The organism is Gimesia benthica, from assembly GCF_009720525.1.
Classification (GTDB): Bacteria; Planctomycetota; Planctomycetia; order Planctomycetales; family Planctomycetaceae; genus Gimesia; species Gimesia benthica.
Map to the genome: position 1 here is coordinate 3,697,853 of NZ_CP043930.1, position 25,446 is coordinate 3,723,298.

Below are 25,446 nucleotides of genomic sequence, written 5' to 3' on the forward strand. Positions count from 1 at the left end.
TGGTTCTTAAATCTTTATTGAAAGCTGGAAACCGCTTCGATCACCGAATCGAAAATATCGATTCGCTGGTCGAGTCGCGTCATTTCCAGAATTTTCTTGCCAGGTTCTTCCAGGCCGCTGATCTTGAGGTTCCCTCCGTGTTCCCGGGTCATATCCTGCAGATCGAGTAAGGCCGTCAGGCCTGCACTGTCCAGAAGATCGCTGCGATCCATCTGCAGGACAACCTGGTAATGCTGTTCGTTAATCGCGTCTGACAGCGCATGGACGAAATCTCCGGACGTGTCATCCGTCAGTTCATCCGGTGTATGGGCCACCAGAACATTGCCAAAAACTTCCGTTGTGATCTGCATGTCTGACTCGCTTATGTACCCGGTTTCCTGGTGGCGTTCGTATCCAGGCCGACCACCTGATTTCGTCCGCCTTCCTTCGCCTTGTAGAGATATTCATCAGCCACCCGCACCAGTTCTTTCGTGGTTGTCGCAGGGTGCCGAAATTCTGTAACGCCAAAGCTGGCAGTAACTTGCAGTTGCTGTCCTTCGAACAGAATCGGGCAGTTTTCCAGGGTCTCACGTAAATCTTCCGCGATCTGACGTGCCTGGGAATATTCGTGATCCAGCAGGACGCCAATGAATTCTTCACCACCGTAGCGTGCCAGTACGGCATTATCGGGCATCACGGTTTTCCAGATGCGGGCGACCTCTTTCAGTACGAAGTCACCGGCCTGGTGCCCGTAGGTATCGTTGAAGGATTTGAAGTGATCGATGTCGCTCATGATGATGCTGAGGCTCGTGGACTGCGCTTCTGCGCCCTTCACCAGTTCATGCAGTTTTTCCTGGAAGGTCGCATGGTTATACAGTCCGGTCAGACCATCGCGGCTGGCCATCTCTTCAATGCGTTTGAACAACTGTGAATTCTTGATGCCCAACGCGTAGATATTGGAAAGAATGTAAATCAGGCGGCCAATAGTGGGAGAATCCACGTCGATTTTATCGATGATCAACAACCCGATCAGTTCTGAACCCACGGTCAGCGGTGCAATCGCATCCGGCATCTGTGGATCGTCTTCGATGATCCTCTTAAGACGGTAATCCTGGTCGGCATCGTTTCGCATTACGATCTGACGATGTTCGATCACCCAGGCGGCTACGCCATGATTGGCTGCAGGCCGGTAGTCCAGTCGGTCGCGGGCTCGCGCGGGCAGTGCATTTTTCAGTGCCCGTGATTTTGAATCCCAGAGATATACCTGACATGATTCACATTGCAGCGAAGCTTTGGCCGTGCTGATCACGGTCGGAATCAAAGATTCGTTGGATTGATTGGTAGAGATCCGACGACCGATGTCCTGCAGCGTCAGCAGGAGCAGTGGATAATTCACGCCACTCTCGACACTTGTGTTCTCTTTCTGCTCGCTGACTGGTTTGTCATTGATTTCTGTAATTCCCGATTTCGAAGCATCGGCAGCTGCCTGTTTCTGAGTCTGGTAAAGCTGACGGACCAGTTCGTCATTCTGGTCGTGCATCTGAGACAGTTTGTGACGCAGTTTGCCCATGTAGAGATCGATCAGCAGTACCAGTCCGACAAGCACGCTAGCGCACATAATGCTCGCTGGGTAGGTACTTCTGACTTCTTCCAGGTCCGGGCGAAAGAAAATTTCGGCGAAGCAGGAACTGATGGAGAGTACTGTAATAGTCCAGTAACAGACCCGAGGTGAAGAGACCGCCGCCAGAACAGTCGGAGGTGCCAGTAGCAGCAACGGAGCCACCCCCAGGGGCCAGTGCATGTAGGCACCCAGGAAGACCGCCAGTGGACACAGGCAGACTACCAGCAGGGAGTAAGACCAGAACTGGATGGCAGTGTAATAATTTCGCATGAGATAAAGTTTCAATAAACTGAATTTGAGCGACTAACCAATCGTGTCCGGTGCCGTTTGCAGAGACTCCTGGACCTGTGTTAACAATTTCTTGGGGCTGAAGGGTTTCACCATAACATTGGTAATTTTCAGATTCTGCATATATTCATCGTGATCGAATTCGAAACCTTTCCCTGTCAGTAACGTAAGCGGGATTGATCGGGTTGCTTCAAATTCGCGAATTTTTTCGCAGAGTTCCAGACCATTCATCCGGGGCATCTGCAAATCGGTAATAATCATCTCGGGAGCACGTTCCTGAACCTGTTCCCAACAGGCATAGCCATCCGGAAAGCTGACGACTTCCAGGCCCGCTTTTTGAGTTTCATACTGACCGCACGCACAATGTGCGAATCGTCGTCACAAACATAAACCAGATGACTCATTGCAGTGTTCCTTGGGTTCTTTCCATCTGTCGAACCGCGCCAGGGCGGGTCACGAACGCTTTCAGTTATACGGTTACCGGCGATGCCAGTTGTTTTTTCTTCTTCTGTTCTTTATGTCCCAGCGGAATGGTGACCGTGAAACAGGTTCCTTTATTGACGACCGACTGCACCGAAATGGAGCCATTATGGACGTTGGTCACAATGAAGTGAACCAGAGCCAGACCCAGTCCCGTACCGGCCGCAGAGCGGTTGTTCTCGGGTACCCGATAGAACCGATCAAAAATGTGAGGCAGCGAGTTTTCTGGAATTCCCATCCCGGTATCCCGGACTTCGATGACTGCCGTATTGTCTTCCATTCTGCTCCGCAGGCGGACTTCGTGTCCGTGCGGCGTGTATTTTACTGCATTTGACAGCAGGTTGATGATTGCCTGACCCAGCATGTCTTTATCGACATGTACGGGCAGATAGAGCTCGCTCAGTTCGGAGGTAAACGTAATGTCTTTTTCACCGGCATTGGGCGAAATGACATCAGCGGCCGATTTGAGAATGTCATTCAGCTCACAGTCGTGCCGCTTGATTTCTACGACACCACTTTCAATGCGGGCCAGATTCAGCATGCTGTTGACCAGTCGAGTCAGACGGTCAATCTGTTCGTTGATAAAGCCATAGAGTTCTTCGGCTTCATCTTCTTCGCAGTCACCGTCCAGCAGCATCTCGATATAAGCCTTGATCCCGGCCATCGGTGTTTTCAGCTCGTGAGCGACGGACGACACAAACTCGGCGTGCCGTTCCTTCTCATTATTTTCTTCGCCGATGTTTTCCACCACGATCACGGTTCCCAGCAGCGCCTGACTTTCATCGAACAGGTTCGTGGCGATGGCGCGGTAATGGGACTGGAAGTCGAGTCCCGTTAACTGGAACTCGCTGCGGCGGCTTAACGTGGCATCTTTGCGTTCAATGGTTTTAGTGAGCAGGCTGGCGATCTCGCGAATCACCACATCGCTGCTGAGGGCCTTATTGAGTGCGAGGCCGGATTCACTGGTGTTCAGCGTGCGGTCCGCTTCCGGAATCACGAACTTCGATGCGGCCTGGTTCGAAAACTCCAGCGTGTGTTGTGCGTCGAAGACGAGTACCCCGGTCTCCAGATGATCCAGCACCGATTCCATCAGGGCCTCTTTCTTCGAGAGGGCATTCAGACGGGCTTTCAACATCGTCTTAACCTGTGTGGTCGATACGAGTTCGGTATCGGACTCTTCAATTTTCTGAATGGCTTCCGCGAACAGGTTTCCGAAGAAGTTCTTCTGCTTCAGTTCCGGACGCAGTAATTCGGGATTCCGCAGACAGGCACTGATCTGATCGCGGTCTTTCTGCAGGGATTTCACCAGCCAGGCCCAACCGACGAGTGAAGCCACCAGCGAGGCGGCCAGCGCCAGCATGGGAGAAGCTAACTGGCTGGTTACCAGGAGGTTATCTACACAACTCATGAAGAGCAGCAGTACCACCAGAACCCAGTATTTGCCATAACTTTTCATTGCCGAACACCTTCTCAGCAGAGTGACGATACTGCTGAAAATGAAATACCCTGTTTCGAATCCAGATTGGAGTACTACAGAGCGCACTCCACCAATTAAGAAGTGATCTTAAATCACCACTCTAAATCTAGGTTACGAAATCGGGGTTGTCCAATTTCTGGAGCGAGTTTGCGCTGGGCAAATGAATCTTGCGCAAAAATACGCAGTTCAGGTGATTACCTTACCGCCGTCTGTTGCGCAGGAAGCAGGGCCGCGACCTCTAACAGCGTGGGATCAGCGGGCCATTTTTTACGGGCTGTAGCGATAATGGCTTTCGCGTCAGTTGTCTGGCCCCGGTTGATTGCGCATAACCCGCGCAATACCTCTACGTGGAGTAACTGGTGCTGGTGGGCAGCAGATATTTCATCGAACAGTTGTTGCGCCTTTTCCAGATCTCCCAGCCGCAGCGCCGTGTCGCCAAACGCGATTTTTTCTGAAAGTGACAGCAGTTCCCGGTCTGCTTCCTGGCAGATGGAGAACTGTTCAAAAGCTTCCTGGTACTTCCCGGCGTGATACAGACAGCGGGCGCGGTGTTTTCTCCAGACGTGGTTTTCGGGCAGATGATTGATCACCATCGCATAATATATGCTGGCTTCGGACCACTGCTGATTGACCTCACAGACGCGACCCAGGGCGATGGGCAGTCGTTTGCTGCCCGGCGTCTTATGCAGCGCCCGTAACAGAACTTCATGAGCCTCATCGGTGCGGCTGGTCTGCTCCAGAAAAGCCGCCAGTTTCAACGAGTAGTTTTCTTCATGCGGTTTCAACGCGATGGCACGCTTCAGGCAGGCGATCCCTTCCTGTGTCTGGCCAGCCTGAAAAAACAGGGTTCCGATGGCACTCTGTTTGGCGGCGTCTTGAGGGCTCGCAGCGCGAATCGCCCGAAGCGACTGCAGAAACTGTTTCCGGTCCCCCATGTCGTAGGAGAGCTGGGCCTCAATTTCAAACGTCCCGATATGCCCGGGATCTATTTCCCGTGCCGAGGCGAGCAGCGACCGGGCCTGCTGCAGTTCTCCCTGGGAATAATGCTGTAATGCCTGATCTACGAGTTGATTCGCCCGTTCATTGAAGGGGGATGTCCGCTCGGTTCGTGAGGAAGTCTCTGAGGTCTGTGGTGTGGTTTCCTCTTGCAGCGCCTCACCCGACATCTGCGTCAGCGTGGAAATCGGCACCGCCTGACAGCCGCAACAGATCAGCCAGACCAACGCACAGGCGATGCAACTGAGATTCCGCAGCATGCTCAGGGCACCTCCTCCACAATCGGAGCCGGCATCTCGGGACCAGACAGTGGAGGCAGTCCGATCATCTGGCGATTACGGTTGATCAGTGCATCTTCGATGTACTTCTTCAACTGAATTGCTTCGGTGTTGTTCTTATCCAGGCGGACGGCAATTTTGATGTGCTCTTTGGCTTTAGGCAGATTTCCAATCCGCAGGTATTTCTTGGCCAGCTTGATATGCATCTGGACAATCCGTACCTGGTTGATCGGCAGGAAGCTCTTCTTGAAGTTATCAATCCGTTCTGCACCCTCGTATCTCTCGGCCTGACCTTCAGCATTGGCCTCTTCAGGATGTACGATTCGCGGTGTGATCAGCACGATCAGCTCGGAACGGGTCGTAATTTCCCGCTGCTGGCGAAACGCATTGCCGATCACGGGAATCGCACCTAAGAATGGAACCTGATTTTTGGTATCGGAGACGCGTTCTTCAATCAGTCCCCCGATGACAACCGTATTCCCGTCGCGGACCATGACGTTCGTAGTGACTTCGGTGGTCTTCAGGTCGGGCAGATTCGTCGAGGAGTTAATGGTCGCCGAACTGCGTTCCGGGTGAATTTCCATCCGAATCTGACCATCGGGAGTAATAAAGGGTCGCAGGTTAAGCACGATACCGGAATCCAGGAAGTTCACGTTCTGAATCGAAGTATTGCCGTTCTGGGTCACTGTGGAATAACTGATGCGATCACCGATAATCAGTTCTGCTTTCTGTTTGTTCAAAGCCCGCAGCTGAGGCGAGGCGATCAGGTTGGTTTCCGTGATGTCTTCCAGTGCTTCGATAAAACCGCTGATGTCGCCGTGCAGGAACCCGTATTTGAGTCCTGCCAGGTCAGCCACAAACTGTCCGGTTGGTGGGACGATCGACGAACTACCCGACCCTGGGAAACCACTGGCAGCGTTCAATGTCTGACCGTTACCATCGACAAGCAGGCTCTTGTTATTCCCACTGAGCATGGCGAAGTTCACACCAAACCGCATGTCATCATTCAGCGTGACGTTCAGAATCATCGCTTCAATGACCACCTGCAGGGGAGGTACGTCCATTTTTTCGAGCAGACGATCTACCTCTTCCAGGATTTCAGGGTAATCGCGAACCAGAATGGAATCGTTCTGAGCGAACGAGTCACCGCCGGCACTCGTTTCATCGGGAGAAATCCCGACTTCGCTGGGTGTGGTCAGTGAGACGATCCCCACGTTTTCCGTCAGGATCGGCGTGATCAGCTGCTGTAATTCCTTGGCACTGATGTAAAACGGGGTATAGAGCTTGGTGACGACTTTCCGGCTCGACTTCTTTTTCTGTTCCAGCTCAGCCTGGGTCATCACATAGATAAACTCCCCTTCTTTCTCTGAAGTCAACTCGCGCGAACGCAGGATGGCATCCAGGGCCTGCAGCGGCGTGACATTCTTGAGGTTCGCTGTGATCGTCCCCGAAACGCTCTGCCCGGCCAGGATATTCATGCCCGAGAGTTCCCCCAGCATGTCCAGAACCTGCATGATCTCCGCATCCTGGATCTGCAGGGAGAAAGTTTCCCCGGCTCCCTTATCGGGGCTGACTTTCAGGACCGGCTCTTTTTTCGCTTTGGAATCGGCAGGGGCGCTGGTTTCACTGGCGGCGGGAGCCGGCGGTGCTGTGGCCTGTGGTGCAGGCGTTTTCGGCTGTGCAGCTGCGTCAGCCTTGCCTTGCATCCCATCCAGTTTTCGTTCGAGATCGCGCAATTGATTCATCTGCTGCATCTGTTGCAGGAGCTTGGTCGCCTGTTCCAGACGATCCGTATTCTGAGCCAGTTCCATTTTGGACTGCTGCTGGACTTCCAACTGCAGATTGGTCAGTCGATCGACCTGACGGGTCAGGCTGGCAAGCCGCATTTCCATTTTCTTCTCAGTGGGATCCACGCGCTCAGCTTGTACTTCCTCAGCCAGGTGAAACTGGATCGCGCGGGAACGCTGCGGTGTTGACGGAGTATCGACAGGCTGCTCCAGTGTGGGATCGACAAGTGTCCGCGTCTGTACGGTTCGTGATGTGGTCGCTGCAGTCTTGACTTCCGGCGTGACATACTGTGGCACCGGTGTCGCCTGCACGGTACGGGCCACGGTTTTAATTTCAGGCTGCCGATCAGGTTGTGCTGTCTCAACGACGCGCTGCGCAGGCGCGGGCTGAGGGGCCGGCGTAGAAGCAGCTGTTTCATCTGAAACCTCAAGCAGAGGCTCTCTATTCGTGGGAGCCTGTTGCTGCGGTGCCGCACTGCGCGCAGTGCGAGCATGGTGAGGTGAGATAAACAGGGACTCTGGTGTCTTGACGTCGGTCATGGCTGCGATTAACAGCAGCGAGAGACCTGTCAGCATTGCCCAGAAAGCCGGTATAAAATATTGTCGTTTCATGTTTCGACCATCATCCGTGATCGTTCGAATCAGTTGAGAATCAGCCTGTGATGCGAACCGTCTGATTATTCAAATTTAATAAATGCGGAAGGATCGTTTTGAATTTTTAATTCAAATGTCTGATCGCCCTGTCGCAAAATCACACTCCGGTCTGCGACCTGTTCCAGAACGTAGGTCACATTGTCATACTGGAATGGTTTACCTTCGTAATACAGTTTTTTGTTGATCATCGCCGCCTTGCGAAATTTACCGATGATCGTAGTCGTCAGGACGATCTCGTCGGGCAGTGCCTTGATTTCCGGTTCCTGCTTCTCCATCTGAACCTGTTTGGGTTCGGTTTCGGGCGGCTCTTCGGCAAACAGAATGGGGGGCGAGAACTGGTCTCGATTCACCTCAAAAGGATTGCGTTGAATCGCTCCCATCTGCACGGACTGCACCAGCGGATCTGTGTGCATCAGGGAATCAAACTGTTCCCAGGAGTGAAGCGTGGTTTCTTTGGGATCGAGTTGGGTGAAACTCATCTCCGTCTCGACCGGAGGCCGTTGTGGAATCGGTGCCGGACTCACTTTCGCAGGCGTCAATTCTGGGGCTGATGTGCTCCGCATGGCGCGATAGAGAGGCGGAATCCAGAAGTACAGACCGACCAGCAGTAACAGCCCTAACATCAGGGTTTTCTGCCAGCTGACTTTCAAATCGTGTACTAATTGTTGGCTGAACGATTTCACGTGTAGTTCACCACATCTGGAATAGATGACTGCAAGAAGGGAAACGGATCTAAATTCGGTTCATAAGCGAGAACGCCTGTTTTCGAAGTTCACCTCAGGGATAGCTTGAAGGGGAGTGTCTCTTTATCTTTTATCGGTTGAAAGAAAGGACCGGCTGACCCTATTTTCCTTAAAATCGGAAAAATCGCTCTCTGTGTCGCGTAATACGTAAACTGACAGTTCGACGGTTCCTTTGACAAGTCCCGTATTTTTCCCGTTTTGACTCGTGAGCATCAGATTGGAGACGGTAAACAGCCGACGATCGGTATCCAGACCATTCAGAAACTGGATCAACCCCTTGTAAGGTCCGCTCACATTGACGGTGAAAGGCTGCCTCAGATAGGTCGCATATGTCACAGGCTCACCAGGGTTCAGAGAAGAAACCGTCAGCGAGGAACTATTTGCCAGCTGTGCCACCCGCTGCAGAACCCGGTGCGTATCTTTATCTGTCGGGATGTGTTTTTTCATGCGAGTGATAAAGGCCTCGCGCTGCTGCAGCTGCTTTTGCAGCTGTTCCAGTTGTTCAACCTTGGTGGGGATCGCGCGGATCTCTTCCTGGATGGAAGCGATCTGCTTGTTGAGCTGCTGTTTGCTCTTGAGCCCCGGCAGGTAAATCACAAAAGTAAACAAGGCGACCACTACCGCCAGGCTGATGATGGTAATCAGGCTGTCGCGACGTAATTTTTCATTCATGGCCATAACCTCCTGTCGGGGGGTGATCCAGACCGGCGGTCAACCGGTGATCGAGTGGGGGAAGAAACATGCCTGGTGCTTTCACCACGATGCGCAGACGGAACTGCCGCATCGGTTCTCCTTCGAACATCGTCTCGTTGGATTGAATCAGATCGATGGCTTTAAACACGCCCAGTCGATCCAGGTTAGACATATAACCGGAGATCGAAAGATGGTCGGGGGCGATCCCCTGCACCAGCAGCACCAGTTGTTCGTCCGTCCGGTGCTGTTTCAGCTTTTCGAGATCCAGCTTTTCAGGAACCACGTTCTCTGGTGTTTTTTTCAGTTTGACGTTCGCCGGCTTCTCTTTACTCGCCACTTTTTCAAACAGGAATTGAAATTCGTTTAACGAGACATATTCAGGCAGAGAGTGGCTCGTGATTGCCAGGAGCTGTGCCGGTGATTCATCCAGCAGCAACCCGGCCAGCAGATCGGCCCGCACGTCGGCAAGCTCAATCTGCTGTGTCAGCTGTGCAGGGTCCTGCAATTGCTCATGCATCTGCTGGATGTGCTTTTCCAGCGTCTCCTTTTTCGTCTGCAGTTCGTGCTGAATTTCCCGCTGTCGCACGGTGCTTAAGGTCACCAGCGTGAGGAAGATGACGACAATCGAACGACGCCAGATCCGGTTCCGGTGTCGTCGTCGCACTTCGCGATAACTGGCAGGTAAAAAATCAATTTCAGGTATCATGATCTCGCCCTTAACGGGTTGCTGACAAATCCGGCTCTCGGATTCGCTGGTAGCTATCTTGTTGGTATATGGTTTGTCTCAGATGTTTTCTGAGACATGTGTTATTTGTCGGAACTTTCTTTCATGGCCAGTCCCATGGCGGTACTCCATCTGCCAGGTCGTTCCAGAATCGAGGTGGAAGTCGGCCAGCTCTTCAAGCGTTCGAACGGGTTTCCCATCCGGCAGTCCGTATTCAGTCGCTCTGAAAGAAAGTCGATCAGCCACGGACTCGACTCGTTGCCTGTAACGATCAGCTGGTCCAGTTTCTTCCCGCGGAAAGTCACTTTGTAATATCGCAGGCAGTTCTCCACTTCTGTGCTGATCGATTCCAGCAGAGAGCGGATCGAATCAATCACCGACCGGTGCAGCTCATCACTGGCATCCAGCGTCGGAGAATTGGTCACAATCTTTCGCAGGCGAATCGCCTCGGTCAGTGGCAGATCCAGGTTGTCAGCCACGGCCCGGTCCAGGTGATTACTCCCCTGCATAATATATTTCAGAAACAGTACGTTCTGCTGATCGGCGAAAATCACGGTGGTGGCGGCGTCACCAAAATTCAGATAACAGCTCACCGAGTTCAGTTGCAGCTCATGTTTCTCATCATGAAAACAACGCAGCGTGGCCGATGGCTCAACGTCAATCGCCTCTGCAGTCAGCCCCGCCTGTTCCAGCAGATTCAAATGCCGCTCCAGAATTCCGTTATGACAGGCCAGCAGGATCACTTCCTGCTTGGTGTTCGATTCCTGCCGTACCTGTCCTGCAGGCAGATGACGGATTTCCGCTTCCGCAACCGGGTAAGGCAGACGTTCTTCCGCCTCCCAGGCGACCACTTTCGCGATTTCTTCGGTCGGCAGTTGAGGCAGTCTCACGTTTTGAATGAACAGTTCCTGCGAACCCAGGCAACTGATCACACGGCGGCCTTTGAAATGGTGGTCAACCAGGATCCGCCGCAGTTCAGCGGCGATCTTTGTGTCGCGTTCATCGGCAGTGAGTCGGTCATCCAGGTCGAACTGCTCCTGGGCAATGGCATGCACGACCCGATTCTGTTTCGGGCCGGTCAACTGCACCAGCGTGGCCGAACTGGGGCCCAGCTGCAAACCGATGGGTGTATATTGTGAACGAGGTAAGGAAATCATGTTGATTGATTCTGTCTATTATCAGGTATTTCTATAGTTTCAGTTGGTCTGTATTTCATCTGCCCACGCCTGGCCTGTAATCCAGGAGACCGTAATCGGGATGGAAAAGGTGGTCCCGTTGCGGGTCGTGGAGATGACAATCATGGTATCTTCGCTGCGTCCCGGCCCGGTGCCTCCCATCGCTTCAAAAGCCAGGTCGCGTACTTCGGTGTCAGAGGTCTTCAGATAGATCTGGCTGATGACGACCCGATCGGGCAGGTTCAAAGTATCTTTCTGTACGGATTGAATGTATTTCGTTTTGTCCGCGGATGACCCCGCCAGGCTGTTCTCAGGCACAGGTGCGGTACCTGCCCCGCTGTGTACGATTTCGTATGTCTGCGTATTGAGATCGAATTCCACCGTGTATTCGGTGTTGAACTGAATGGCATGATTCCGGGCCAGCCGCAGGTCAGCCACCAGCATCCGCGCTGTGGTCTCCAGGGAGTGTGATGTACTCGAGTCAATGGAAAGCAGGGAGACCGAAGCGAGGATCGAAATCAGTACGACCACAATCAACACTTCAACCAGCGTAAACCCCGAACGTCCACATTGATTCTGCAAAGTGTGCAGGCTCCGCGGTCGGGTGCACTGCATGCTGCAAGCCCCTCTGCTGTGTTGCCAGGTTGTTTGGTGTCGGTTGTTAATCATGATTCTGTCGTTTAGTTTGTTTCGTTCCAGTCAATCAGTGACCAGCGATAACCGGCGAGTTCCGGGTTGGCATCGCCGCCGTCGTAGGGTTGAAATAGCGGAGGCTCCCAGCGATATTCCCGTGCGACCAGGTTTTGGATCTGCAGCGTTGGTTCGAGGCTGATTCCGTAGGTCTGGTAGTAACTGTCCCACCCGGCAAAGTTACCCGGGTACTCCAGCCATTCACTGAAACCGATGTCGCTCATTCCCAGAATACGTCTCAGATAATTCGTATAATTCCAGTTGCTGAGCCGGTCGTTCCAGAGAGAGCTGTAAAGCACCCATTCGTTGATCCGGTTGAAATCAAAAGTTTCTGCACAGACCGGTCCACGGATTTGAATCAAGTTGCGTTTGTGTCGTTCAATGCGATAAGAGGTAGGGGTGGACTGTTCTATTTCTCCCCGAACCGTTAACTGCTGCTGACCGTGATCAAAGCCAACGATGGGATACCAGCTGCCCGTCGTGCCCGTGTTCCCTGTACCCGTTGTTTCCAGCCAGATCGCATAGTCACCGTTCGATGTCAGGCTGCTGAGAATTTTGTATTCCTGCAACTGAATCGTGCTGTAAGGTTGACCTTGAGGAGCTGCAGTTGCCGTACCACTCAGACTGATATTGAGAGTGGAAGGATAGCTGAGCGAGCCGCCGCCCCCTTTCACGCTACCCTGACTGACGGTAGCACCTTCGATGGTGGTCTGCGTCTCACGTCCGAACTCAATATTCTGGGCGACCACGCTGGGTAACTGGGGCCAGAGTTGAGAATCCGTCACGATGGCGTCCCCACTATCGTCTTTCCAGTTGAAGGCGGTCAGGTGGATCTGTTTGCCATAAAAATAGATTTTCCCCGTACAGACCAGCGTTCCCTGAATGGTCACGCGGTCATACACGCTTAGATTTCCCGAGCGATAATAGATACCCAGGGGGTTGTCGGCCGTCGGTTTCAAAGTCCGGTTATACAGAGTCGAACCCAACCTTTCGGCCTGATATAGAGGACCGCCTTCATACAGTCGGTAAGAGGAGAAAGCGGCATAATCGGTGCTGGGAATGGTCAATCGCTCGGCAGTCGTTGCCCAGCTCACTTTCAGGTCAGACAGATCATCGCGGACCGCGTAATTCGGGTAGTTATAAAAAGTGATATTCCCTGCAATCGGGTGGGGCGTGGAGATCCGGGCATCCGACAGGCTGGTCGCACCCTCGGGAAATGCAACAAACCGGTTCCCCACATCCTGCAGATAGGTATCCCGGACCGTTGACCCCCAGGCCGGATCGTTGAACATGTTATATTGGTCATAGATCCAGATGTTCCCGTCGAAGCGAGTGGCCGGATCGAAGTTGAGTGACGTGTAACCCTGCTCTGCGAACAGCACATAATCAGTGACACGATCGAAGTCGCCGTCATTGTTGATCTGGTCAGAAGCCACCGCAGAGTCGCCCGGCAGAATCGTCCGTCCCTGAAGTCGCGGTACCAGCCGAACCCGGGCTGTAATCTCGTGTTCTGATTTCATGTTGGAATCGGCGGCTGAAGTCCAGGTCCCCCGCGAAGAGACATTGAGTTCGAGTACCGAACTGAGCGAATTACCGACGGCTGCGAAAGAAACCGCATAACTGCAATCGCCATCCGCGTCCGCTTGAAATGGTCGCTCGTACTGATCGCTGACGCCTTGCCAGTCAAGTGAATTCAGTCGGTTAAGAGCATCTGAAATGCCGGCCCGTGCTGCATTTCGTGCCAGATCGCGACGTGATCCATTAGCGGAGATTTGAGTCTGTACGCTTTGTGTCTGAATGAATGAGTATGTTAAGACCAGCGACATGCTCAAGGCGAACATCACCAGGATCAGCGAAACTCCAGATCGCGGTGCGCACTTTGAGCGGTCATGGCAGTGCTGATGCACCGAGCCATGTTGTCGCAGGCAGGCCTTCAGGAGTTTATGGTGTGTACGCATACAACCTCGAACTGGATCCAAAAAACGGTAATGCGGTTTCCGAATTGATGTCGGTTAACGTGTTCTGTTCTGCGGTCTCAAACTGGATTTCATAATTCACGGTCACCTGACGCAGCCCGCTGGTCGCACTCACAGTGCCCTGCGGCCAGGAAAGATTCATCCAGGCACTCGTACCAGGAGTCGTAGCCTGCAGACTTGCATCATCGGGGGTACGGGTAATCGTGAAAATCAGATTCGACGCCGTTGGTCCCCACGGGCTTCCCGAGAGCAGGTACTGACTGTTCTTCAGCCGCTTGCTCAGAAGCGCCTTCTCCGCCTGGCTGGACTGGATCGCTGTGCGGATCGTGTTGTCGAATGCGGAACTGTTAAAGTCGATCTCCGCCGAAGAATCGGGCAACGCGATTTCGACAAACTGATGCGCGTCTGCGGGATCCGAAGTGTAAATCAAAATTTCGTTCATCCGGGGCAGCCGGTTTAAGGTTCCATTCTGGCTGATCCCCCCGTTACGTCCGCCGGACCAGACCACCAGAATGTCCGGGACATCAATGTAATTCCAGGCGCGGGTCACGACTGCCAGCCCCACTTCGGGAGCCTGGCCATTCACCTGGTAAATGCCAGCCTGCGAGATCATCATCCGCATCCGGTCGAAGGACGCGTTGATTTCGGCCTGAGAATCTTCTATTCCCTGCGTGTGTCTCCAGGCGGACTGCGTGGCGGTGACGATTCCCGCAAGTGCCATGACCAGAATTGCCGAGATCGACATGGCCATCAGCAGTTCCACCAGAGTAAAACCTCGCGCGCGTAAAGTAGTGCCTGCGCAGCAGCAAACGCAGTCCGAATGGCGGCCACTCGCACGGCGTGTTTTGTTCTCGCGTTGATCAGGGTGATAGTGGTACATAGCTGAAAATACGTGTGGTTTCCTTAATGGTCTGTCTGGGAGCACCGGCCTGCATCGCCAGTTTGATGGTGACTGTCACGCGACGATAATCGGTGTCGCTGGTTGTTACTTCCCATTCCGAACTGCTGTTCAGGCGAATTTTTTCCACGGTGACTTCGCGCGTGAGTCGCTGTAAAAAATCGCTGTCGGGTTTCAGTAGTGTGGGACGGGCAATCGGGTAGGTGCTCAGAACGGTCAGTGGCTCACTGCCCAGTGCATAACCGGTCTTATTCTCCGGCGGCGTGGAGGACCATTTGTGATAGTCATCCAGATCATTGAATTGACTGCGGTTTCCGGTCGCGGTGGGACGGGAATCACTGGAGGTCGGGAACCGAACGGCTGACATCTCTTCCAGCAGTTGATCTGCCAGGCCTGCGCCGATATTGGAATTCAGGGTCGAGTAGCTGGCACCCAGAGAAGCACCTATGGCAGAGAACAGAGCAGTACCGGCAATCGCTGTGATGGTCACAGAGACTAACGATTCTACAAGTGTGATTCCGGTGCGGCGAGATCGCTGCAACCTGTGTCTGGTTGCCATGACCTTTTTCCATAACAGTCCGCCTGAGGGTGCCGATCGAATTTGCCGTTCGTTCTTTCACAAAGCAGCAAAGGCGACCTGGATATCCAGCACCATCCAGACAGATGGTTTAAGATAAAAAGCGCGGCAAGGTCCCCTCAAAGCTCCCAGCTTTCCTTGCCGCGCTGTAGATCCTCGCTTCGGTGAAGAAGCGGAGGAAAATGATGTTCGTATGTTGGCGAGAGGATTGTTGCCCCCTCTCTGCCAGTAAAAGTAGGTCAGCTTTCCCGGGAGTCAAACAGAATTAAAAAAGATCTCTGAAAATCCTCAGCGTCGGGGCAGTTTTCGTGAAGATCCCCGCTTTGCGAAATACTACAACTGCGGGAACCGCTACAACCGGCGCGCGAGACAGACCGGGAGCGTTGTTGAAAGCTTAAAAGTCAGCAGAAAGACTGGCCGCCGACGCGCCTATTTTTGCGCCTGTTCAATCTGGTCACGTGAAGCGACCGCTGCTTCGCGGAGATCGTCGCTGGTATTCTGGTTGTCAATCAGCGATTGAAGTTCGGTCAACGAAGCTTTCGCGGGCTGACCCATCTGGCCCAGAACCTTAATAGCCGCCAGCTGGACGTCGCTGTTCTCATCATTCAAAGCCGCCTGGATGGCCTCTACCTGCGCGGTCGAATGTTCTTCCAGGTTTCCCAGCGAATAGACGGCCGTCAGTCTTGTATTGGGATCGCTGTGTTGGGTCAGCTCGATCAGCACCGGAATTGCCTTGTCGCGGTGTTTGGGAAAATGCGTCAGGGTTGAGGCGGCATTGACCTGCGTGAACGGGGATTCATCCGACAGGACTTCCACCAGTGCAGGGGCCGCCGCTTCCGCATCAGGTCCCAGGCTCGCCAGATACATGCTGGCCAGTTCACGTGCTCCCGGATCGGTATGGGAAAGCCCTTCGGTCAATGTGGGAACGGCCGTCTTACCGAAGGCGGCCAGCTTTTTATCGGCAGCTTGCCATTCATCGGGATCGGGTTCGGTACGGATCGCGAGCAGTTTTTCGAAAGCCTCTTTGACCTCGGCCTGAGGATCGACGGGTTCACTGACACTGACGGTCTTCAATTCATCTGTGTCCGGCTCGGGCACGGTTTCTTCGGTGCCCTCCGATTCCTCGCTGACAGCCGCTTGAGCCGTCTCAGCTTTCGAGGAAGCATCACCACTACTACAGCCCTGCAATCCAGGCAGGCACCACAGACATCCAATACTCAGTACAACGAAAAACGGTCGCATGTTCCGGGAGTCCATTCACTTAAGAATCCTGAAAAGTTTATCACACCGCCGAATGATAGCGGATTCTGGTGATTGTGTGGATAGAAATCAGAAAATCATAAACCAATCTGTCTAATCCCGCTTTGAAATCAAAAATCGCCATTAACTTGAAATACCCCAAACTGCTATAATTTCATCACTATCATACAAATAAACACCATTTAAACCTCTCCGCTGACCAGAGGAAGATTTCATGCAGCGATTGAATAAAAATGTGCTCAGTCTGCTTTTCCTGACCGCTCTGCTGGGGCTCTGCCAGCCCGCGTTTTCACAAAACAACGAATATTTCCGCAACCTGCGTAACGAGATGGTCACGCGTTACATTGAAGGCGAGGGCATTAAAAACCAGCGCGTGCTCTCATCCATGCGTCAGGTGCCCCGCCACGAGTTTGTCAGTTCGAATCTCAAACATCTGGCCTACCAGGATCTGGCGCTCCCCATCGGCTACAAACAGACGATTTCCCCCCCTTATATCGTCGCCTACATGACCGAAACCATCGATCCTCAGCCGACCGACAAGGTGCTCGAAATTGGTACCGGCAGCGGATTCCAGGCAGCCGTCCTCTCTGGACTGGTCAAGGATGTCTACACGATTGAAATTGTCGAGGGTCTCGGTAAGAAGGCCGCGGTCCGATTGAAACAACTCGGTTACGATAACGTACACACCCGGATTGGCGACGGTTATCTCGGCTGGCCGGAAGAGGCACCCTTCGACAAGATCATCGTGACCTGCTCACCGGAAAAAGTTCCCCAGCCGCTGATCGATCAGCTTAAAGAGGGGGGCACACTGCTGATTCCCCTCGGTGAACGGTATCAGCAGGTGTTTCATCTGTTCCAGAAAGAAAAGGGACAGCTCAAACACAAACGCCTGATTCCCACCCTGTTCGTCCCCATGACGGGACGCTCGGAAGACAATCGGGAAGTCAAACCGGATCCCCTGCATCCGGAAATCGTTAACGGTACGTTTGAAGTTGATGCCAACCAGGATCAGAAAGTCGATAACTGGCACTATCAGCGCCGCGTCTCACGTATGACGGAAGAGGCACCCGAAGGCAAATCCTATCTGCAGTTTGAAAATGACGTCCGCGATCAGCTTTCACAGATTCTGCAGGGGATGGCGATCGACGGCTCCAAAATCAAGAGTCTCGAAATCAGCATGCAGGTCGGTTACCTGAATACGGCACAGGGAACCAAGGCTTATCAAAAGCCCGGACTGATCATTCATTTTTATGATAAGATCCGTCGCAATATCGGGCAGGCCTACCTCGGACCCTGGATTGGCAGCCGCGACTGGCACCAGGTAAAAAAGACCATCAACGTGCCACCTCAGGCCCGCGAAGCCGTGATTCAATTGGGTTTGAACGGAGGCACGGGAACACTTAAGGTCGACGATCTCAAAATTGAAAAGATCGACTGAAGCCGGCTTCGGATTTCAGATTCACCTGTTTTCTCAGCATCGATCAAGATCCGCGCACATCAGCCGAGATGCGTCGATTCGCCATCGTTCCGTTTAAAAACGGGCTGCACACCTTGGAAAACAGCGTCTGAGAATTAAAATGGAAACAGGCGGGTATTTACTTTAGAGAACCCGCCCGAATCAATCAACGACGTTCAACATAGACAATCCGAGTGTCAAGCAGCGCCGGTTTCCATATGACAGAGGTCAATTGGGGTGACAGCGCGCTACTCTCCATCACGATGGGATAATCAGATGCCCTTAAATCATTTTCAGCTCGTCCAGGAAGCAGCAGGTGCTCATTTTCCCGATAAGGACCACGCGTATCCTTACCCGGCACATTACGGAGATCCCCAACAGGAGTACCAGGCCGGACATGAGTCAGCGGTGCTCTTTGATTTAAGTGATCGCGAGCAGGTCGAACTCAAGGGGGCCGACCGTCAAAAGTTTCTGCACAATTTCTGTACCAATGATATCAAGAGCCTCCCCGTAGACCAGGGTTGTGAAGCCTTTGTCACCAACGTACAGAGTCGTATCCTGGGGTACATCACGGTATTCAATCAGGGGGATTCACTCTGGCTGGATCTCGCGCCCGGTCAAAGTGCGGCTCTCACCGAACACCTGGACCGTTACATTATTATGGAAGACGTTGAACAGATCGTCCGTTCGCCGGAATTTGGCTGTCTCTATCTCACCGGTCCCGAGGCAGGTCACATCATGAGTAAACTCGACATCGCAGCACTCGCAGTGAATCAGCAGCAGCGGGTGACCGACAGTGAAGCCGAGCTCACTGTGCGCCGCATCGACTGGTTCGGTCAGCCCGGGTATCTCTGTTGTCTGCTCCACGAAAAAATCGTCGCGTTCTGGCAGCAGCTGATTGAAGCCGGTGCAAAGCCCGCCGGTCAGGAAGCATTCGAGGCGCTGCGAATTGAAAGTTGCTTCCCCCTCTCTGGTATCGATCTGACCGATGAAAACCTGGCACAGGAAGCGGGACGTAGCAGCCAGGCCATCTCTTTCAAGAAAGGTTGCTACCTGGGACAGGAACCGATCGCGCGCATCGATGCACTGGGGCACGTCAACCAGGAACTGAGAATCATTGCCCTTGAGGGCGACGAGTTACCCGCTCCCGGAACTCCGGTTATGGCGACAGTGAAAGACAATCAGAAAGAAGTCGGCAAGATTACTTCTGCTGCGAAATCTTACGGCAAGTATCCCGTCGTGGCACTGGCGATTATTCGCAAAGAAGCTTATGAGCCGGGAACCAAAGTGGAAGTCGTCATGGAAGAACAGGCTCTGGAAGGTACGGTGCTCTGCTCGATGGAATAGCCGTCCATTCTCTCTGATTGCCCTTTTCCCGGCGCGGTATATTCACCGACAGTCGCTATAATCAGTCAAAAAACGGTGAATTATTCCATGTCTCGTGAGACGCTCCAGCTTCGATTACTCAAAACCAACCTGGCCTTCTTCGCACTGGTGCTGTTGGGCACGACCTGGCAGCTCTGGACACCACAGACGCGCTTTCCCCAGATTCCACTGTTCGAGTGGGTTTCCGCGCTCCCCGCAGGCATCGACTGGTTGACGTTGACGATCATGCTGACCACCGCGGGGTGTCTGCTCTTGTTTTCTGTAGTGCCCCTCTGTCTGCGCAAGCCGGCTCCGGAGCCCGGCGTGAACTGGCAGCGGATTTGTGGCCTGTTGTTTCTCGTTGCGTATGTGGTTTCAGTGCTCTTCGATCAGCATCGCCTGCAGCCCTGGACCTACCAGTTCGCACTGGGCCTGTTGCTGCTGACGTCGCTCACTCCGGGCCGGGCGATTCGGTTGCTGCGCCTGTTCGTGATCAGCATCTACGTCTATTCGGCACTCTCCAAATGCGACGCCAGTTTTGTACAGACGCTCGGTCGTCAGCTCGCCGAGGGGCTGTTTTCGTCTATCGGAATCTCGACGGCCTTCTGGTCTCCGAAAGCGCTGGGCTGGATTGCCGCGACGTTTCCCGTGGGAGAGCTGCTGGTCGCCGCCGGTCTGTTTTTCTGTCGTACCCGAAAGCCGGCGCTCGTCGCAGCCATCGGGATGCACGTCTGTCTGATGCTGGCGATCGGTCCCTGGGGTTTGAATCATTATCAGGGTGTGTTGATCTGGAACGTTTATTTCATCATCCAGGATCTGCTGCTGTTCACGCGGAACCCGACCCTGGATCGTCCCCGCGCCGTCAAAGACGATGCACAGCTCCAGGCAGAGCGGCTGGCCCCTGCGCGCGTGCCAGGTATAGAACGCGTTCCCCTGCTGCTGGTCTGGTTCGCCATCCTGGCACCGCTGTTAGAACCGACTGGCTACTTTGATCACTGGCCCGCCTGGGGACTGTATGCCAGTCGTCACGACCGTGTGGTTCTGCTGATCGATGAAGAGGCCCGCGCGGAACTCCCGGCTGCCCTGCAGCCGTTTGTCGATCCGCCCCAGCCTTTGAGCACCTGGTGCCGGGTTCGGGTAGAACGCTGGTCGCTGGCAGAACTCGGTGCGCCCCTTTATCCGCAGGCCCGCTTTCAGTTGGGGGTCGCCATTGGAGTGGGGCGCATGCTGGACCAGCAGGCACCCGCAGCGGAGGGAACACCACGCATTCGGATTCTGTTCGAAGGCGCAGCAGATCGCTGGACGGGCAAACGTAAAGTCAGTGAATACACAGGCTTAAAAGAGATCGATGCCCAGAGAGATCGTTTCTGGTTGAATACCCTGCCCCGCCCGGTCGCACTGGCGGACTGAGAGAACCTTTTGCAAGAAACAGGGTCTATCCGGAGTGCCTCGGTTGCAATTCGGGCAAATTCAAAATACAACGGCGTTTCTAAATTTAAAACCAGCTTGTATCAAGCTTAATACCAGATTCACTTGGACCATTTGAACATTTGAGGCGTAAACATGGCTTTGATTAACGATCACTACCTGAAGCTCAAGGCGGGTTATCTCTTTCCGGAAATCGGACGTCGCGTCAATAAATTCTGCGAAGAAAACCCGGATGCAGCCGTGATCAAGCTGGGCATCGGCGATGTGACCGAACCCCTGCCCGCCGCCATTCGTGAAGCCATGCATAAAGCCGTTGACGAAATGGGTGACCCCACAACATTCCACGGCTACGGTCCCGAGCAGGGTTACGGCTTCCTGCGGGAAGCGATTGCCAAAAATGATTTTCACTCTCGGGGCATCGATGTCGCTGCAGATGAGATTTTCGTCTCCGACGGTTCCAAGTGTGATACCGGGAACATCCTCGACATCTTCGGTGCCGACAATAAGGTCGCGGTGACGGACCCCGTCTATCCCGTCTATGTCGATACCAACGTGATGACCGGCCGCACCGGAGCCGCTGATGAGAGCGGACGCTATGCAGGCCTGACCTATCTGCCCGTGACGGCAGAAAACGACTTCGTGGCAGAACTGCCCGCATCTCCTGTCGATCTGATCTACCTCTGCTATCCCAACAATCCGACCGGAACCGTCGCCACCCGCGAAACGCTCAAGAAGTGGGTCGATTACGCGAAAGAAAACGGCTCGATCATTCTGTTCGATGCTGCCTATGAAGCATTCATTACCGATCCGGAAATTCCACACTCGATTTATGAAATCGAAGGCGCTCGGGATGTCGCGATCGAATTCCGCAGCTTCAGTAAGAACGCCGGCTTCACTGGAACCCGTTGTGCGTTCACCGTCGTCCCGAAGTCATTGAAAGGGAAAACATCGACCGGAGAAACTGCCGATATTCATCCGCTCTGGAACCGCCGACATTGCACGAAATTCAACGGCGTTTCTTACATCATCCAGCGGGGTGCGGAAGCAGCTTACTCTGATGCTGGTAAAGAGCAGATCCAGGGACTGATTTCCTTCTATCTCGAGAATGCACGTTTGTTACGTGAAGGTCTGGAAGCGGTGGGCATCTCAGTCTATGGTGGCGTCAACGCACCTTATGTCTGGCTCAAGACCCCCGGCGATTCAACCAGCTGGGACTTTTTCGATGAACTGCTCCAGAAAGCACACCTCGTCGGAACGCCGGGCAGCGGCTTTGGTGCCTCCGGGGAAGGTTACTTCCGGTTAAGTGCTTTCAACAGCCGGGATAATATCAACGAAGCGGTGACCCGTTTCCAGAAAGTCGTGAGCTAGACTCCTGGATTGATTTGAACGGAGAAGTACGAGAGAAACCCCTGTTTTTCAGGTCGAGGATGCTTTATTGTAGACACTTCCGGGGCGCCTCTCCTATAATTGAGAATCTGATTTCGTCCAAGTTCCTCTCTGCGAGAGGACACCATGCAATACACCCCTGCTAATTCCGGGCGCATTTCGCGAGTGTCCGGAATCTCGCCGACCCGTATGGTCTCTCCTGTAAATCTTCGTTTTCACTATTCACCGAAAGGTTTTACTCATGTCAAAATGGCATCTTACTGCCTGTCTCTGTATTGCGTTCTTCGGATGCGCGTCTCTGGCGCAAGCTCAAAATGAAAAATCCCAGCTGAAAGATCAGAAGCAGAAAGTCAGCTACGGTATTGGATACAATCTCGGTCAGAATCTCATGCGGGATAACCTGGATCTGGATCCCCAGGTTCTGGCAAAAGGCATCATGGATGCCATGACCAAACAGAAACCACAGATGACCGAAGACGAAATTCGGGCGACCCTGCTCGCATTCCAGCAGCAGCTGCAGAAAGACGCTCAGACTAAAATGCAGAAAGAAGCCGAGGCAAACGTTGCCAAAGGCAAGAAATTCCTGGCAGACAACGCCAAGAAAGAAGGCGTCAAAACCACCAAGAGTGGTCTGCAGTATAAGGTCATCAAATCCGGTTCAGGGAAAACTCCTAAATTGACCGATGAAGTGACGACTCACTATCGGGGCACCCTGATCGACGGCACCGAGTTCGACAGCTCCTACAAACGGAAGCAGCCAGCAACATTCCCCGTCAACCGGGTGATCGGTGGCTGGACCGAAGCACTGCAGCTGATGAAAGAAGGCGACAAATGGCAGCTCTTCATCCCCAGTGATCTAGCCTACGGCGAGCGGGGATCAGGACCTGATATCGGACCCAACGAAGTCCTCATCTTCGACATCGAACTGCTGAAAGTGAACTAAGCTGATTCGCTAGTTGCACAAACAGTGTGTATGAAATATCAAACCGGCGTCTTTTCGAAGGCGTCGGTTTTTTTACGTCTGATGTGAATGACCTGATGTCTGGCTGTAACGATTTTTCAGGTCCTGTGGATTGTGGATTGCCCAATTCCGTCGAACTGATGTTTTTATACATATCCAGTTTCACAGATGTTGTTTTTTGTGAGCTAGAGTTCACGGTGACTGAAACCATTAGTCTCAATCTACCGCCATTCTACGCCAACAGAAAACAGGGCCAAATCAGATATGAACTCGCAACAGCATCAGTTACTGGAGGAGTCACAAGCGACTTATTCACAGCCAACCTGCTCCGAATGTGGTACGCACGAACCCTGGGGACTCTCTTCCTGGTGTCCGAAATGCGGCTATTATCCTGCGTTAGGCAAATGCGTCGGCCAGCCGGATCTGCCGGCAGGCGCCGAGGAAAAACCTCAGCCGCAGACCATCTGGGAGTTGATTCCCGAATGGGCCTGGGTCCTGGGACTGGGAGTCATCGGTTCGATCGGACTGAGTATCGCAGGGCGGTTTCTCACCCAGAACCCGGCAGAACTCTGCCTGTGGACACTGACCCAGGCGAGCGCAGGAGCGCTGATGTTCCTGATCGGTCAATTTATCGCCTATCTATATGCGGTTTCCAAATCAGCGGAATTCGGGATCTTGAGTATCGTTCTGAACCCGTTCAAAATCTGGCGACCCACCATCAGCCGGTTCCCCGAAGGAGCCTGGAAACTCGACATAGCGGTCTGGGGACTGACACTGACCGTCGGGGCTTTTGCGATTGTAGGTGGATTTGAATTCGATTCCCTGTTTGATGACTGGGGAGTGCGTAAGACCGCCAACGTGAACCTCGTTTCTTCCATCGTCGATCAGGCGAAAGAACATGAAGGTGACGGTGCCGACAACCTCGAAGATGCTCTGAATGACTTCGCTGGTGGAACCGAAGAAGAAGGCAAGGAAATGATTCCCGAAGAAGAGGGAACCACAGGACAACTGCCCGAGTTCGACTGTCTGCTGGTCGGTTACACGACCCTGCCTGACGGACGGATCGATTCCGTTCTGCTGGCGTCCTCGTTTAATAAAAAACTGACCTATGCCGGGAAGCTCAACGCGACCGACATTCCAGCAGACGTACTGGAAGAATGGCAGCAGCGACTGCCCAAACTGGAGCAGTTCGCACCGTTCGTCAAAGTCAAAACCAAGGGGCCGACCACCTGGATCAAACCGAAGATCACCGTCAACATCGCCTCCAAGGGTTGGGCTGAAACCGACCAGCAGTTGATCAAACCACAGTTTGTGTCACTGCTGCAGGAGATCAGTGTCGACTAGGCACCGTGTTGGAACATTGTAGAATGCAGAAACGAACCCCGCTGCGAAGGTAGCGGGGTTCGTTGTTTTACCACCGGAGGATTGCCGCCGCCCCTGTTTTCCCCGGCGGGGAATGCTAGAATAAGGACTCAGGAAATACTTCATTCAGCATACGGGCAGTCAGCAAGCATGAAACCGGAATTGGAACGTTACAGTCGTCAGGTCCTCTTTTCTGAACTGGGTGAAGCGGGGCAGACGAACCTGATGCAGGGCCGCGTCTTACTCTGTGGATGTGGAGCGCTGGGAACCGTACTCGCGGAAACACTGGTTCGCGCAGGCGTGGGACAGATCAAAATTGTCGACCGCGATTTCGTCGAGATCAGCAACCTGCAGCGGCAGGTTCTGTTTGATGAGTCGGACGTCGCAGCCAAACTGCCCAAGGCAATCGCAGCTGCTGAAAAACTGAAGAAGATCAACAGTACCGTCAATATCGAGCCGATTGTCGCCGACATCGACCATACCAATATCCTGTCCCTCGCCAAAGACGTCGACCTGATCCTGGACGGCACCGATAACTTCGAAGTCCGGTATCTGATCAATGATGTCTCACTGGAACTGGGCATCCCCTGGATCTACTGCGGCTGTATCGGCAGTACCGGTCAGACAATGACCATTCTGCCCGGCAAGACCGCCTGCCTGCGTTGTCTGATCGATACCGCTCCCGAACCGGGCAGCACCGAAACCTGCGACACCGCGGGAATTCTGGGACCCACGGTCAATGTGATCGCTTCCCTGGAAGCCGTCGATGCCATCAAGCTGCTCGCCGGGAAAGAAGATCTCATCAAACCGGTACTCACCGTGGTCGATATCTGGGAGGGCTCCTATCGACAGATGAGCGTCGCGGACCTCAGAGAAAAATCGGGCTGCAAAGCCTGTCACCAGGGAGAACGCGTCTGGTTGAAAGGGGAACAGGGTTCACGTACCACGCGGCTCTGTGGTCGTAACGCGGTACAGGTCGCTCCCGCCGATAAAGGTAAGATTGTCTTTGAAGATCTTGCAGAAAAACTGAAGCATTCCGGTGAAGTCGACTTCAATCCTTATCTGCTGCGATTGAATCTGAAAAACCCCGACTACGAAATCAGTCTGTTCCGCGACGGACGCGCGATCATTAAAGGGACCGACGATCCCGCGGTCGCTAAAACGGTCTATGCCCGTTACATCGGCAGCTGAC

Annotated in this window: 22 protein-coding genes; 7 read left to right on the forward strand and 15 right to left on the reverse strand. The window is 53.5% G+C overall.

Going from position 1 to position 25,446, the window contains the following annotated elements:
- Positions 1-14: 14 nt before the first annotated feature.
- The 15 genes from F1728_RS14040 to F1728_RS14110 all read right to left on the reverse strand — a co-directional run bounded on the left by F1728_RS14040 (position 15) and on the right by F1728_RS14110 (position 16,293).
- Positions 15-350, reverse strand: coding sequence for an STAS domain-containing protein (locus F1728_RS14040; RefSeq protein WP_155364640.1), 336 nt, complete (start codon positions 348-350; stop codon positions 15-17).
- A gap of 11 nt (positions 351-361) precedes the next feature.
- Positions 362-1,870, reverse strand: coding sequence for a GGDEF domain-containing protein (locus F1728_RS14045; RefSeq protein WP_155364641.1), 1,509 nt, complete (start codon positions 1,868-1,870; stop codon positions 362-364).
- A gap of 33 nt (positions 1,871-1,903) precedes the next feature.
- Complete coding sequence (locus F1728_RS14050; protein ID WP_155364642.1) at positions 1,904-2,215, reverse strand: response regulator; 312 nt, start codon at positions 2,213-2,215, stop codon at positions 1,904-1,906.
- 142 nt (positions 2,216-2,357) lie between these two features.
- Positions 2,358-3,824 (reverse strand): sensor histidine kinase, encoded by a 1,467-nt coding sequence (locus F1728_RS14055; protein WP_155364643.1) that lies wholly within the window; start codon positions 3,822-3,824, stop codon positions 2,358-2,360.
- A 215-nt stretch (positions 3,825-4,039) separates the two neighbouring features.
- Positions 4,040-5,101 carry a tetratricopeptide repeat protein gene (locus F1728_RS14060; protein ID WP_155364644.1) on the reverse strand — a complete coding sequence of 354 codons (1,062 nt, stop codon included), beginning with the start codon at positions 5,099-5,101 and terminating at the stop codon, positions 4,040-4,042.
- Positions 5,102-5,103: 2 nt separating this feature from the next.
- Positions 5,104-7,518 carry a hypothetical protein gene (locus F1728_RS14065; RefSeq protein ID WP_155364645.1) on the reverse strand — a complete coding sequence of 805 codons (2,415 nt, stop codon included), beginning with the start codon at positions 7,516-7,518 and terminating at the stop codon, positions 5,104-5,106.
- 65 nt (positions 7,519-7,583) lie between these two features.
- The gene (locus F1728_RS14070; RefSeq protein ID WP_155364646.1) at positions 7,584-8,183 is read right to left on the reverse strand and encodes a hypothetical protein; all 600 of its coding nucleotides are present in this window, start codon (positions 8,181-8,183) and stop codon (positions 7,584-7,586) included.
- A gap of 183 nt (positions 8,184-8,366) precedes the next feature.
- Positions 8,367-8,975 carry a type IV pilus inner membrane component PilO gene (gene pilO, locus F1728_RS14075; RefSeq protein WP_194242818.1) on the reverse strand — a complete coding sequence of 203 codons (609 nt, stop codon included), beginning with the start codon at positions 8,973-8,975 and terminating at the stop codon, positions 8,367-8,369.
- Complete coding sequence (locus F1728_RS14080; protein ID WP_155364648.1) at positions 8,968-9,702, reverse strand: PilN domain-containing protein; 735 nt, start codon at positions 9,700-9,702, stop codon at positions 8,968-8,970. Before F1728_RS14080 ends, pilO begins: the two co-directional genes overlap by 8 nt.
- A gap of 101 nt (positions 9,703-9,803) precedes the next feature.
- Entirely contained in the window at positions 9,804-10,877 is a 1,074-nt protein-coding gene (gene pilM / locus F1728_RS14085; protein ID WP_155364649.1) for a pilus assembly protein PilM, read from the reverse strand.
- A gap of 39 nt (positions 10,878-10,916) precedes the next feature.
- Entirely contained in the window at positions 10,917-11,510 is a 594-nt protein-coding gene (locus F1728_RS14090; protein ID WP_194242819.1) for a pilus assembly FimT family protein, read from the reverse strand.
- A 65-nt stretch (positions 11,511-11,575) separates the two neighbouring features.
- Positions 11,576-13,543, reverse strand: coding sequence for a hypothetical protein (locus tag F1728_RS14095; protein ID WP_155364651.1), 1,968 nt, complete (start codon positions 13,541-13,543; stop codon positions 11,576-11,578).
- The gene (locus tag F1728_RS14100) at positions 13,527-14,441 is read right to left on the reverse strand and encodes a prepilin-type N-terminal cleavage/methylation domain-containing protein (RefSeq protein ID WP_155364652.1); all 915 of its coding nucleotides are present in this window, start codon (positions 14,439-14,441) and stop codon (positions 13,527-13,529) included. Before F1728_RS14100 ends, F1728_RS14095 begins: the two co-directional genes overlap by 17 nt.
- Positions 14,422-15,018 carry a type IV pilus modification PilV family protein gene (locus tag F1728_RS14105; protein WP_155364653.1) on the reverse strand — a complete coding sequence of 199 codons (597 nt, stop codon included), beginning with the start codon at positions 15,016-15,018 and terminating at the stop codon, positions 14,422-14,424. Before F1728_RS14105 ends, F1728_RS14100 begins: the two co-directional genes overlap by 20 nt.
- 447 nt (positions 15,019-15,465) lie before the next feature.
- Positions 15,466-16,293 (reverse strand): HEAT repeat domain-containing protein, encoded by an 828-nt coding sequence (locus F1728_RS14110; RefSeq protein ID WP_155364654.1) that lies wholly within the window; start codon positions 16,291-16,293, stop codon positions 15,466-15,468.
- Positions 16,294-16,510: 217 nt separating this feature from the next.
- Between F1728_RS14110 and F1728_RS14115 the strand changes: the two genes are divergently transcribed.
- The 7 genes from F1728_RS14115 to F1728_RS14145 all read left to right on the forward strand — a co-directional run bounded on the left by F1728_RS14115 (position 16,511) and on the right by F1728_RS14145 (position 25,445).
- Positions 16,511-17,734 (forward strand): protein-L-isoaspartate(D-aspartate) O-methyltransferase, encoded by a 1,224-nt coding sequence (locus tag F1728_RS14115; protein ID WP_155364655.1) that lies wholly within the window; start codon positions 16,511-16,513, stop codon positions 17,732-17,734.
- Positions 17,735-18,028: 294 nt separating this feature from the next.
- Complete coding sequence (gene ygfZ, locus F1728_RS14120; protein ID WP_155364656.1) at positions 18,029-19,099, forward strand: CAF17-like 4Fe-4S cluster assembly/insertion protein YgfZ; 1,071 nt, start codon at positions 18,029-18,031, stop codon at positions 19,097-19,099.
- Between the two features lie 87 nt (positions 19,100-19,186).
- Complete coding sequence (locus F1728_RS14125) at positions 19,187-20,527, forward strand: hypothetical protein (RefSeq protein ID WP_155364657.1); 1,341 nt, start codon at positions 19,187-19,189, stop codon at positions 20,525-20,527.
- Positions 20,528-20,680: 153 nt separating this feature from the next.
- Positions 20,681-21,913, forward strand: coding sequence for an LL-diaminopimelate aminotransferase (locus F1728_RS14130; RefSeq protein WP_155364658.1), 1,233 nt, complete (start codon positions 20,681-20,683; stop codon positions 21,911-21,913).
- 259 nt (positions 21,914-22,172) lie between these two features.
- Positions 22,173-22,874 (forward strand): FKBP-type peptidyl-prolyl cis-trans isomerase, encoded by a 702-nt coding sequence (locus F1728_RS14135; RefSeq protein ID WP_145193577.1) that lies wholly within the window; start codon positions 22,173-22,175, stop codon positions 22,872-22,874.
- 282 nt (positions 22,875-23,156) lie between these two features.
- Positions 23,157-24,236 carry a hypothetical protein gene (locus F1728_RS14140; RefSeq protein WP_155364659.1) on the forward strand — a complete coding sequence of 360 codons (1,080 nt, stop codon included), beginning with the start codon at positions 23,157-23,159 and terminating at the stop codon, positions 24,234-24,236.
- A gap of 168 nt (positions 24,237-24,404) precedes the next feature.
- Positions 24,405-25,445 carry a ThiF family adenylyltransferase gene (locus tag F1728_RS14145; protein WP_145193573.1) on the forward strand — a complete coding sequence of 347 codons (1,041 nt, stop codon included), beginning with the start codon at positions 24,405-24,407 and terminating at the stop codon, positions 25,443-25,445.
- Position 25,446: the final 1 nt, after the last annotated feature.

What these genes read in the sequence shown, in the direction of transcription:
- F1728_RS14110 (WP_155364654.1), bottom strand. Translation starts at nt 16,293, where the DNA reads ATGGACTCCCGGAACATGCGACCGTTTTTCGTTGTACTGAGTATTGGA.
- F1728_RS14135 (WP_145193577.1), top strand. Translation starts at nt 22,173, where the DNA reads ATGTCAAAATGGCATCTTACTGCCTGTCTCTGTATTGCGTTCTTCGGA.
- F1728_RS14090 (WP_194242819.1), bottom strand. Translation starts at nt 11,510, where the DNA reads ATGCAGTGCACCCGACCGCGGAGCCTGCACACTTTGCAGAATCAATGT.
- F1728_RS14040 (WP_155364640.1), bottom strand. Translation starts at nt 350, where the DNA reads ATGCAGATCACAACGGAAGTTTTTGGCAATGTTCTGGTGGCCCATACA.
- F1728_RS14145 (WP_145193573.1), top strand. Translation starts at nt 24,405, where the DNA reads ATGAAACCGGAATTGGAACGTTACAGTCGTCAGGTCCTCTTTTCTGAA.
- F1728_RS14105 (WP_155364653.1), bottom strand. Translation starts at nt 15,018, where the DNA reads ATGGCAACCAGACACAGGTTGCAGCGATCTCGCCGCACCGGAATCACA.
- F1728_RS14125 (WP_155364657.1), top strand. Translation starts at nt 19,187, where the DNA reads ATGTCTCGTGAGACGCTCCAGCTTCGATTACTCAAAACCAACCTGGCC.
- F1728_RS14115 (WP_155364655.1), top strand. Translation starts at nt 16,511, where the DNA reads ATGCAGCGATTGAATAAAAATGTGCTCAGTCTGCTTTTCCTGACCGCT.
- F1728_RS14045 (WP_155364641.1), bottom strand. Translation starts at nt 1,870, where the DNA reads ATGCGAAATTATTACACTGCCATCCAGTTCTGGTCTTACTCCCTGCTG.
- ygfZ (WP_155364656.1), top strand. Translation starts at nt 18,029, where the DNA reads ATGCCCTTAAATCATTTTCAGCTCGTCCAGGAAGCAGCAGGTGCTCAT.
- F1728_RS14130 (WP_155364658.1), top strand. Translation starts at nt 20,681, where the DNA reads ATGGCTTTGATTAACGATCACTACCTGAAGCTCAAGGCGGGTTATCTC.
- F1728_RS14100 (WP_155364652.1), bottom strand. Translation starts at nt 14,441, where the DNA reads ATGTACCACTATCACCCTGATCAACGCGAGAACAAAACACGCCGTGCG.
- pilO (WP_194242818.1), bottom strand. Translation starts at nt 8,975, where the DNA reads ATGAATGAAAAATTACGTCGCGACAGCCTGATTACCATCATCAGCCTG.
- pilM (WP_155364649.1), bottom strand. Translation starts at nt 10,877, where the DNA reads ATGATTTCCTTACCTCGTTCACAATATACACCCATCGGTTTGCAGCTG.
- F1728_RS14140 (WP_155364659.1), top strand. Translation starts at nt 23,157, where the DNA reads ATGAACTCGCAACAGCATCAGTTACTGGAGGAGTCACAAGCGACTTAT.
- F1728_RS14080 (WP_155364648.1), bottom strand. Translation starts at nt 9,702, where the DNA reads ATGATACCTGAAATTGATTTTTTACCTGCCAGTTATCGCGAAGTGCGA.
- F1728_RS14055 (WP_155364643.1), bottom strand. Translation starts at nt 3,824, where the DNA reads ATGAAAAGTTATGGCAAATACTGGGTTCTGGTGGTACTGCTGCTCTTC.
- F1728_RS14060 (WP_155364644.1), bottom strand. Translation starts at nt 5,101, where the DNA reads ATGCTGCGGAATCTCAGTTGCATCGCCTGTGCGTTGGTCTGGCTGATC.
- F1728_RS14065 (WP_155364645.1), bottom strand. Translation starts at nt 7,518, where the DNA reads ATGAAACGACAATATTTTATACCGGCTTTCTGGGCAATGCTGACAGGT.
- F1728_RS14070 (WP_155364646.1), bottom strand. Translation starts at nt 8,183, where the DNA reads ATGTTAGGGCTGTTACTGCTGGTCGGTCTGTACTTCTGGATTCCGCCT.
- F1728_RS14095 (WP_155364651.1), bottom strand. Translation starts at nt 13,543, where the DNA reads ATGCGTACACACCATAAACTCCTGAAGGCCTGCCTGCGACAACATGGC.